This is a genomic window from Propionivibrio pelophilus DSM 12018 (assembly GCF_059569095.1).
The window spans coordinates 61584-70946 of record NZ_JCANUT010000015.1 but is presented as its reverse complement, the minus strand read 5'-3'; the positions used below and the strand labels follow the sequence as shown (position 1 = coordinate 70946).

The 9363-nt window shown below is 60.5% G+C and carries 12 protein-coding genes and 1 tRNA gene; 5 read left to right on the top strand and 8 right to left on the bottom strand.

The window, feature by feature from the left end:
* The 5 genes from BO74_RS08825 to BO74_RS08805 all read right to left on the bottom strand — a co-directional run.
* A partial coding sequence (locus BO74_RS08825; RefSeq protein WP_496441619.1) for a hypothetical protein occupies positions 1-202 on the bottom strand: 202 nt, incomplete at its 3' end.
* Positions 203-336: 134 nt separating this feature from the next.
* On the bottom strand, positions 337-522 hold the full coding sequence (locus BO74_RS08820; RefSeq protein ID WP_496441617.1) for a hypothetical protein: 186 nt from the start codon (positions 520-522) through the stop codon (positions 337-339).
* A 64-nt stretch (positions 523-586) separates the two neighbouring features.
* Complete coding sequence (locus tag BO74_RS08815; RefSeq protein WP_496441615.1) at positions 587-1489, bottom strand: hypothetical protein; 903 nt, start codon at positions 1487-1489, stop codon at positions 587-589.
* On the bottom strand, positions 1486-2760 hold the full coding sequence (locus tag BO74_RS08810; RefSeq protein WP_496441624.1) for an Arm DNA-binding domain-containing protein: 1275 nt from the start codon (positions 2758-2760) through the stop codon (positions 1486-1488). Before BO74_RS08810 ends, BO74_RS08815 begins: the two co-directional genes overlap by 4 nt.
* On the bottom strand, positions 2753-2986 hold the full coding sequence (locus tag BO74_RS08805; RefSeq protein ID WP_496441613.1) for a hypothetical protein: 234 nt from the start codon (positions 2984-2986) through the stop codon (positions 2753-2755). The genes BO74_RS08810 and BO74_RS08805 overlap by 8 nt, the downstream gene beginning before the upstream one ends.
* 43 nt (positions 2987-3029) lie before the next feature.
* On the opposite strand from BO74_RS08805, the gene BO74_RS08800 reads away from it, so the two are divergent.
* Positions 3030-3395, top strand: coding sequence for a helix-turn-helix domain-containing protein (locus BO74_RS08800; protein ID WP_496441611.1), 366 nt, complete (start codon positions 3030-3032; stop codon positions 3393-3395).
* A 194-nt stretch (positions 3396-3589) separates the two neighbouring features.
* Here the strand turns inward: BO74_RS08800 and BO74_RS08795 are convergent.
* A tRNA-Val gene (locus BO74_RS08795) sits at positions 3590-3664 on the bottom strand.
* A gap of 228 nt (positions 3665-3892) precedes the next feature.
* Between BO74_RS08795 and BO74_RS08790 the strand changes: the two genes are divergently transcribed.
* The 3 genes from BO74_RS08790 to gltX all read left to right on the top strand — a co-directional run bounded on the left by BO74_RS08790 (position 3893) and on the right by gltX (position 6299).
* Positions 3893-4246, top strand: coding sequence for a hypothetical protein (locus tag BO74_RS08790; protein ID WP_496441609.1), 354 nt, complete (start codon positions 3893-3895; stop codon positions 4244-4246).
* Between the two features lie 14 nt (positions 4247-4260).
* The gene (locus tag BO74_RS08785) at positions 4261-4806 is read left to right on the top strand and encodes a glycine zipper family protein (RefSeq protein ID WP_496441607.1); all 546 of its coding nucleotides are present in this window, start codon (positions 4261-4263) and stop codon (positions 4804-4806) included.
* Between the two features lie 107 nt (positions 4807-4913).
* The gene (gene gltX, locus BO74_RS08780; RefSeq protein WP_496441605.1) at positions 4914-6299 is read left to right on the top strand and encodes a glutamate--tRNA ligase; all 1386 of its coding nucleotides are present in this window, start codon (positions 4914-4916) and stop codon (positions 6297-6299) included.
* A 70-nt stretch (positions 6300-6369) separates the two neighbouring features.
* Here the strand turns inward: gltX and BO74_RS08775 are convergent, their stop codons facing one another.
* Together BO74_RS08775 and mnmC2 are read right to left on the bottom strand one after the other, a co-directional pair.
* Positions 6370-7590 carry an aminotransferase-like domain-containing protein gene (locus tag BO74_RS08775; protein ID WP_496441603.1) on the bottom strand — a complete coding sequence of 407 codons (1221 nt, stop codon included), beginning with the start codon at positions 7588-7590 and terminating at the stop codon, positions 6370-6372.
* Between the two features lie 66 nt (positions 7591-7656).
* Positions 7657-8409 carry a tRNA (5-methylaminomethyl-2-thiouridine)(34)-methyltransferase MnmC2 gene (gene mnmC2 / locus BO74_RS08770; RefSeq protein WP_496441601.1) on the bottom strand — a complete coding sequence of 251 codons (753 nt, stop codon included), beginning with the start codon at positions 8407-8409 and terminating at the stop codon, positions 7657-7659.
* A gap of 186 nt (positions 8410-8595) precedes the next feature.
* On the opposite strand from mnmC2, the gene BO74_RS08765 reads away from it, so the two are divergent.
* Positions 8596-9363 (top strand): basic amino acid ABC transporter substrate-binding protein, encoded by a 768-nt coding sequence (locus BO74_RS08765; protein WP_496441599.1) that lies wholly within the window; start codon positions 8596-8598, stop codon positions 9361-9363.

Sequence of the window (9363 nt, the reverse complement as noted above, 5' to 3'; positions counted from 1 at the left end):
AACAGTCGAGTATCGAGTCAAAGAATTTCGTTTGCCCGGTTCGTTCCCGTCGCAGGCCAAGGAAATCACCGAAGGTTCGGATTCTTCGGCTGGCTGCATCACTGTTCGCCGTTGATCCGGTGCGCCGGCGCAGACGATCGATCCGCCAGGTCCGTTCATCCGGCAGCCGTGTCCAGACAAGATGGGCATTTTCGATTTGCACGAGCAGAACGTCTCCAGTTCGCCAACCCGCGTATTTGAGGAAGCGGGGAGGCAGTCGGAGAAGCCGTCCGGGTTTCAGGCGGACCGTGGTCCGGGTGGGAGGGCAGCGATGGGGCTTCATGGGCGTCCGCTCCTTCACCCACGTCGCCCGCTCTGGGCGACGAGTCGCCACACGACGCGCAGCGCGGCGAAATGGTCCACCCATGACTCCCGAAATGCGGCTTTGAATGTAGGGAATAGCCCTTCCGCTTCGGAGAGACCGGTGGTGTTGAGGCGCTGCCATTCGGTGCGGCAGCCTAGCATGAACGTCGGTTGAGTCATGAAAATCTCCGTATTTCTTGGGGCGGCGCCGTCAACGTCGTGTCGACGGCACCGCGAGCGTTGATCAGTGTAGGGACTGCGGGGCGCACGCGATGAGCCTGTCGTCCCGACGCAGCCGTTCGGGGCTGTCGACGAAGCCGCGTGCGACATTCAGGATGGCGGTTTCGATCGCCTGCGGGGATTCCGGTGGTCGGCGAAGGGCCACCAAGACGTGGATCAGAAGGAGGTACACGGCGTCCGGTACGATGGCCTTGGTTCGGGCGACGGCCAGCCATTCGAGGATGGTGTTCTGGTAACCGATCCAGCGCCCTCGCTCGCTCAGGGTCAGGCCACGGCCATCCGGTGCCAGACGGAAATCATCCGCCTTGCCGGCATCGTGCAACAGGGCGGCGGCGATGAGCACGCCGCGCGCGACATTGGGCAAGCCGTTGGCCAGCAACAGCGCTTCTTCGGCGAGCGCGACGGCGCGGCGGAAATTGCCGCCGGGCGGGGCGGGATAATCGGCGGTCGAGACCGGTCCGGTGACGTAGCGGTAGAAACGCGCGCCGTCCCAGAGCACGGCATTCACCAGATGCTGCAGCGGGCGTTCCATCTGCTCCCAGAGCGCCGTGGCGCGCTGCGCGATCGTACGGTCGTTAACCCATGACGGCGGTACCAGTTTGAACGGATTGACCGCGGCCACCGGTTGGTCGACGCGAGTGATACGCAGCACCGGGAGCATCGCGGACTGCCGCGCCCTCGCCCGCCCTTCCCGGACGGTGACGATGTCGCCCCGGCGCAGGCGGCTGTCGACGGTCGGTGAGGTCCAGGCGATGCGCAGGGCTTCTCCCGCGTAATAGAGGGTGGCTTCGTTGTAGACGCCCGGCCCGGTCTTGCCGGGGAGACGCATCAGGCTGGTCAGCCGGTAATGGGCGTGCACCACGGTCGGCGTGATGGTTGCCGTCAGGCTCGCGAATTGAGTGTTCATGCCCGTTCCCCCATCGCTTGGGTGGCGGTGCTGTTATCCGGGACAACAACCTGACGGCCGCCGTCGCCGATCGCCGACGTCAGCAGGCGTTCGAAGGCCGAGCCGTCGCGCCGGGTGAGATTGGGAACGTAGCGGCTATACACCCGGAAGAGCATCTCCGTCGTCGTATGGCCCAGTTGCCGAGCAATCCATTCCGGGGATTCACCGCTGGCCAGCCACAGGGTGGCGGCGGTATGGCGGCTCTGATAGGGACGGCGAACCTTGAGTCCAAGGTGCCGAAGCAGGGGCTGCCAGACGCGCTTGGTGACGTTGCGGTAATCAAGCGTATGGCCTTCGCGGTTGCAGAAGACGAATTTGGAGAGGTGGCGAGTGCCCTGCTCCTGTTCCTTCAGGGCGTCATAGACGACCTGGCTCATCTGGATGTCGCGCTGGCTGCCGTCGGTCTTGGTGTATTCCTCTTCGCCATCGACGATGGTTTCGCGAACAAGGATCAGCCGGCGTTCAAAATCGACGTATTTCCATTGCAGCCCGTCGATCTCACCGGTACGCATCCCGGTGAAGAAGCGAACGGTGAAATAGTTTCGGAAATCGGCGCGGACGGTATCGATCATCCGTTTGACTTCGTCCAGGGTGAAGGGCTCGACGTCGACCCGTTTGACCCGGAGTTGTTTGATGTTCTGGAAAGGCGTGCGAAAATCGAATCGGTCGGCCGCTTCATTGAGGATTTGCCGCAGCGGGTTCAATATCTTATTGATCCGCGGGTTGGACAACACACTGGTCTTGCCCCGTGCCTGAACTTTGGCGAGATCTGCACGGAACGAGAGTATGTCTGCCTTGGTGATTCTGCCGACCTCCTGTTCCCCGAAACGAGGACAAAGCCGCTTGTCGATCACCTCGCGCACGGTCTTCTTGTGCGACGCGCGCCACTCAATCGATTTCTCTGAAAACCAGGTTTCGGCGAAGTCTTTGAACAGCGGGCTGGATTTATTGACGGCCTCGGTCATCGGCGTCGAGGGCGCCGAAACATCCTCCGCTTTCACACCCGAGGCAATTACGTCGAACTTCGCAGCGTTCTTGCTGTTGGGGAAGAACAGGCGGTAGTTGAAGGTGCCGAGCAAAATTGCTGATTCAATGTTATCCATCAGCTTCAGCATCTTTTTTCGGTTACTTGGAGTATCGGGCAATACCGTGTACTCACGACAGCGAACGCCTTTAAACCGAAAGTCAAAGAATAGGTTTTGCGTCTGATTATGTTTGCGAATACTACCCATGGCACATTCCTCCATTAGCCATGGGGATTGAGAAGACCTGCATTTTTGCAGCCCCCATATCCTCTTCGATCTTCTCCCAGATATAGAGAATCTTGCGCCCACCAAAAGGACGTATATAGTGAGTTCCTTCAATGAGAACGCTATCCTTTAAGCGTTCTCGGATGGTGCGGGCATCGTATTTAATTCGAGACGAAAGCTCGTCGGTTGTAAGATAAGTTGCGCTCATCGACAATCTCCAATGAATTTAATGGGCTTTGTATGAAGCATATATGCATCACACAAAGCCCATTGCAGGCATTGAATGCAGTTTGTCAACTATTTTTGATATATTTACGCATCACTTGCACAACAAAGGTGTCGTGATGCTTCGATTCCGATTGAAAGAACTGATAGCTGAAAAAGAGTTCCGAGAGAACCGCGTTGTAACGCTCGTAGAAATCGCCGACGGCACAGGCATCCATCGGATGACGCTCTCCAAGTTGGCCAACCATCGCGGATACAACCCAACAGCAGATGTGCTAGATCGCCTGTGTAGCTATTTTGGTTGCCGAATTGAGCAACTGGTTGAACACATACCAGACTCCTCAACCTATGACCCGAGAGGCTCAAACACCTCAACAACCGGATCCTTGTAAGGAACTTGGGCAAAGAAAGCAGTAGTCGTTGTGGGAACTGTTCGTTAATTGGTTCAAGCCGAAAGGCCAACGATGGGCCAGATCTGGGCCAAGGGTGGGCCAAACGCAGAATCCACCAAATTTCAACTCGAATCGCGTAGACAACAAAAAACCCGCAGAGCCTTGCGCTGTGCGGGTTTCCGTCGATCTCGAACTGGTGGGCAGTACTGGGATCGAACCAGTGACCCCCGCCGTGTGAAGGCGGTGCTCTACCGCTGAGCTAACTGCCCGTTAGAGGCGCGATATTTAACCATAAGCGCGGCACGTGGTCAAATTATTTAACATTCAGATATCCATCATCCAATACACGAGGCGAGCACTGCACTCGAAACATATCGTTACAAACGTCCCGTGCGCGGCGCTGCCGATGGAGTTGAATCGGTTCAAAATATCACCCCGCCGGACAGACGGACTCTCCGGCAAGATTGTTTTCGTTCGAGTCTGCAAAGAGGTTTCAGATGAAAAAAGCGCTATCCGTTGCCATGGCTCTTCTGCTCGGTATCGGCGCCATCGGCGATGCGGTTGCCGACCGGGCGCATCGCCACAGCAGTGTCGGCGTCGGCATTGTCGTCGGTCCGGTATGGGGACCGTGGTATTACCCGCATCCTTACTATTATCCGCCGTACTATCCCCCGGTCGTAATCGAACAGCCGGCACCACCCGTTTATATCGAGCAGTCACCTCCCGCGGAAACGGTCGTACCCTCCGGCTATTGGTACTACTGTCAGTCGCCCGAAGGCTACTATCCCGACGTGCGCGAATGCCGCGGCGGATGGTTGAAGGTCCTTCCCCGTCCGCAATCAGGCAGGTAACCCGGAGAACGATCATGAAAAAAATCCACGTCGCATTCGGGCTTGTGGCCATCGTCGCCCTCGCAGCTTGCACCAGCATACCGACCGGTCCGAGCAAGATGGCCTTGCCCGGCACGGGAAAGACGTTCGAGCAGTTCCGCTTTGACGATGCTGAATGCCAGCGCTATGCGTTCCACCAGATCGGCGGCACGACTGCGGAAAAAGCTGCCAGCGACTCGACGGTACGCAGCGCGGCTCTTGGAACCGCGGTCGGCGCGGTGGCCGGCGCGGCAATCGGCGGCAAAAGCGGCGCCGGCGTCGGCGCAGGCACCGGCTTGCTGTTCGGCACCGTCGCAGGATCGGAAACGGGCCAGCGCTCAGCCTACGGCACACAGCGCCAGTACGACAACGCCTACATCCAGTGCATGTACGCGCGCGGCCACAAGGTTCCGGTCTCTGCCGAAATGGCCAGAACGCTGCAACAGGCGCCGGTTACCTATTCATCACCACCGACGACGGACGGCAGAACCATTCCCGCACCACCGCCCGGCAACCCGCCGCCTCCGCCACCGGGCTACTGAGACAAGACCCGCCGAATGCCCTCGGGACGGGCATTCGGCCCGCCCAGCGCCCCGTGCGCGGGCGAACATCCCTTACAATACGGCCTTTCGCTTTTCGGCCCGTAATCATGATTCGCACTCGTTTCGCCCCTTCCCCGACCGGTTTCCTGCACATCGGCGGCGCGCGCACCGCGCTGTTTTCCTGGGCGTTTGCCCGCCACCATCAGGGCAAATTCGTCCTGCGCATCGAGGATACCGATGTCGCGCGTTCGACCCCTGCCGCGGTACAGGCGATTCTCGACGGGATGGAGTGGCTGGGTCTCGCGCATGACGAGGGGCCGTTTTACCAGATGCAACGCATGGATCGCTACAAGGAAGTGATCCGGCAGATGCTCGCCGACGGCCACGCCTACTATTGCTACACGACGCCGGAAGAACTCGACGCGATGCGCGAGGAGCAACGCGCCAAGGGACTGAAGCCGCGCTATGACGGCACCTGGCGCCCGGAGCCGGGCAAGACGCTGCCGACGCCACCCACCGGCGTCCAGCCGGTGATCCGCTTCAGAAATCCGACCGACGGCGTCGTTGCCTGGGACGACCTGGTCAAGGGCCGCATCGAGATCGCCAATGCCGAGATGGACGACCTGATCATCGCCCGTCAGGACGGTACGCCGACGTACAACTTCTGCGTCGTCGTCGATGACTGGGACATGCAGATCACCCACGTCATCCGCGGCGACGACCACGTCAACAACACGCCGCGCCAGATCAACATCCTGAAGGCGCTCGGCGCCGAGGTGCCGCTCTACGCGCACCTGTCGATGATTCTCGGCGACGACGGCCAGAAGCTCTCCAAGCGCCACGGCGCAGTCAGCGTCATGCAGTACCACGAGGACGGCTACCTGCCGGAGGCCGTCCTCAACTACCTCGCCCGCCTCGGCTGGTCGCATGGCGACGACGAGGTATTCTCGATGGAACAGTTCTGCGCCTGGTTCGATCTCGACCACATCACCCCCTCGGCCGCGCAGTTCAACACCGAAAAGCTGAACTGGCTCAACGCCCACTACCTCAAGCTCGCCGACAACGCGCGCCTGGCCGCATTGGTCAAGCCGCGCCTGGAAACGCGCGGGGTCGTCGTCACCGAAACACCGTCGCTCGAAGCGATCATCGGCCTGTACAAGGAGCGCGTCACCAATCTCAATGAACTGGCCGACGCTGCCGAAGTGTTCTACATCGACCTGACGCCCAACGCCGAACTGCTGGCGCAGCACCTGACGCCGGAAGCGAAGCCGGCGCTGGCCGACTTCATCGCCGGCATCAGGGACGTCGCCTGGGAAGCTCCGGCGATCGGCGCCCTGATCAAGCAGTGCATCGGCGCGCATGGTCTGAAGATGCCGAAGCTGGCGATGCCGTTGCGCGTGCTGCTCACCGGCCAGGCACAGACGCCGTCGGTCGACGCGGTCGTCGCGCTGTTCCCGCGCGAACTGGTACTCAAGCGGCTGGCCGCCGCCTAGTTTTATCGACGCATGACAAAAGCCGGAACACCCTCGCGGATGTTCCGGCTTTTTCTTGGGCGTGACCGTTTCAGCAGCTGGCGCGGATCAACTCGGCCAGACGTTTGACGCCTTCCTCGATGAGTGGCGGCGGAACCGTCACGAAGGCCAGACGCAGGGTTTCGATCACCGGATTCTCGGCGAAGAAAGGCACCCCCGGAACAAAAGCGACATTGTTTTCCACCGCCCTGGTGAGCAAGGCCGCAGCGTCCATGCCCTTCGGCAGTTCGGCCCAGAGGAACATCCCGCCCTTCGGCGCATTCCAGCTAACCCCTTCGGGCATGTGCCGCGCCAGGGCGGACAACATGGCCTGGCACTGGTCGCTGTAGAGCTTGCGGATCGTCGGGATGTGCGAGTCCAGAAAGCCATCCTTGACCACCTCATAGGCTGCCATTTGCGACAGCGTCGACGTATGCAGGTCGGTCGCCTGCTTGGCCTGTACCAGCTTGGCGCGCAAGGCTTCCGGAGCAATCACATAACCCAGGCGGATGCCGGGGGCAAGCACCTTGGAAAACGACCCCATATAGACTGTGCGTTCCGGCGCCAGCGAACGAATCGACGGCGGCGTATCGCCGGCGTAGGAGAGTTCGCCGTACGGATCGTCTTCGAGAATCAGCAGGTCGAGTTCGCGCGCCTTTTCAGCCAGCTGATAGCGACGTTCCTCGGCCAGCAAGCGCCCGGTGGGGTTCTGGAAATTCGGCAGGCAGTAGAGGAATTTCGCCCCGCGCAGCGATTCGTCCATGGCCTCGGGAATCACGCCATCACCGTCCGACGGGATGGAAACGTACTTTGGCTCGAACAGCGAGAACGCCTGCAATGCGCCGAGATAGGTCGGCGTTTCGACCAGTACCCGGTCACCCGGATCGATCAAGACCTTGGCGAGGAGGTCAAGCCCCTGTTGCGAACCGGAGACCATCAGCACCTGATCGGGATGCACCGGCGCGTCCGGCGTGCTGTTGCGCTTCGCGATCCACTCGCGCAACGGTGCAAAGCCTTCCGTCGTGCTGTATTGCAGCGCTTCCCTGCCGCTTACCGTCAGTACCCGCTCCATGGCCACCAGCGTTTCCTTGACCGGGAACGTTTCCGGCGCAGGCAGACCACCGGCGAAGGAAATTACTTCGGGACGCTCCGTCACCTTGAGGATTTCGCGGATGGCCGAACTCTGGATTGCCTTTGCCCGGGAAGAGAAAATCGAGTCGAAATCGGGCGAAACAATCTGCGCCGCCGGTTTCTGCAGAGTACTGGTTTTCATGAGAGTCAATCGCTGAAAAAGGGCCGCAACGCGGCAATTTGACGCCTGATAGGGCGAACGGGCAGTTTACGCCTTTTTCCCCTGATCGTAAAAAGGTGTTTCCGCGCAACGATCGCCACCGACATAGCACCCCGAAAGCATCTGGCGCTTGCCTGCAAAACCGGGGCATCTAGCGACCTCGAATCCGGCCGCCGCAAGCGCCCGGCGCACACTGCCAGCGACCGACCACGTCGCCAGCGTCGAGCCGGGGTGCGCAAGACGCGCCAGTTGCCGACACACGGCTGGCGACCACAGTTCGGGATTCTTTGCCGGGGAGAAGCCGTCGAGATAGATGGCATCGACAGATGCTGCAAGCGAAGCCATGGCATCGTTTGCATCGCCAAAGAGCAGGCGCAGCACGACACGCCCATCGTCCACGCTGACACAATGTTCTCCGGGCACCAGTTCGGGCCAAGCCAAACACAGCTCTTCCGACAAAGTTGAAAACTCGGGCCAGGCGCAGTGCGCCAGCGCCAGATCGCGCGCCGAAAACGGGTGCTTCTCGACGGAGATGAACTGCAGGCGTTCGCAGCGCTGCGGATCACTCCGCCAGGCCAGCCAGGTCGCCATGAAATTCAGCCCGAGACCGAACCCGGTCTCCACGATGGAAAATTCCGCACGCCCCCGCCAGCGCCCGGGCAAGCCGTTGCCACCAAGGAAGACATGCCTGGCCTGTGCGTGTCCGCCTGCGGCCGAGTGGTAGACATCGCCGTACCGCTCCGACACCGGAGTGCCGTCGGGGCCGAGTTCGAGGCGGGCGGGAACGAGCGATTCGGTCATCTTGGTACTTCCGGGAGCGGGAAAAGGGACCGACTATACCCGAGGCGCATGGACGGCTGGAGAACACGGCCGGCACGAAACGTGCCAGCATCTGCCGCTTGTGGCTACTTGCGACTACAATTGCGCCCTCGTGTCGCTTGCGAATTCTCGGCGATACTCCAGTCACCCTCAATAAGGAACAAGAACATGAAGTTTCCCGTAAAGCTCCTGTTTTCTCTCGCCGTCGCCGCGGTTGCCAGCAGTTCCGCCTTTGCCCAGGCCAAGGAACTCGTCGTCGGATCGAGCGCCACGTATCGCCCTTTCGCCTACGAAAGTCCGACCAAGGAAATCGTCGGCTACGATATCGACATCATCAAGGCCATCGCGCAAAAATCCGGCTTGCAGATCAAGATCGTCAACACGCCGTGGACCGGAATTTTCGCCGCACTGAACAATGGCGACGTCGACCTCGTCATCTCCGGCGTGACGATCAACGAAAAACGCAAGCAGTCGTACGACTTCACGGCCCCGTACTTCGAAGCCCGACAGTTGATCGGCGTGCACAAGGACAGCACGGTCAACGGTCTGAAGGACCTGGCCGGCAAGAAGGTTGCCGTGGTAACCGGCAGCACCGGCGACGACATCGCCTCGCGCGAGTTCGGCAAGACCAGCTCGGACATCAAGCGCTTCGAGAGCACGCCCGTGGCCATCGCCGAACTGGCCAACAGCGGGGTTGACGCCGTCATCGGCGACAACGGCGTGATCGCCTTCCGCGTGCAGGAACACAAGCAGCTCAAGACCGTCAGCGACCCGAACTTCCCGAAGGAGTTTTTCGGCATCGTCGTGAAGCAAGGCAACAAGGCACTGCTCGACAAGCTGAACGCCGGCCTCACGGCAATCAAGGCCGATGGCACCTATGCCAAGATCTACAAGACGTGGTTCCAGGCTGAAGCGCCCGTTCTGCCCGCGCAATAA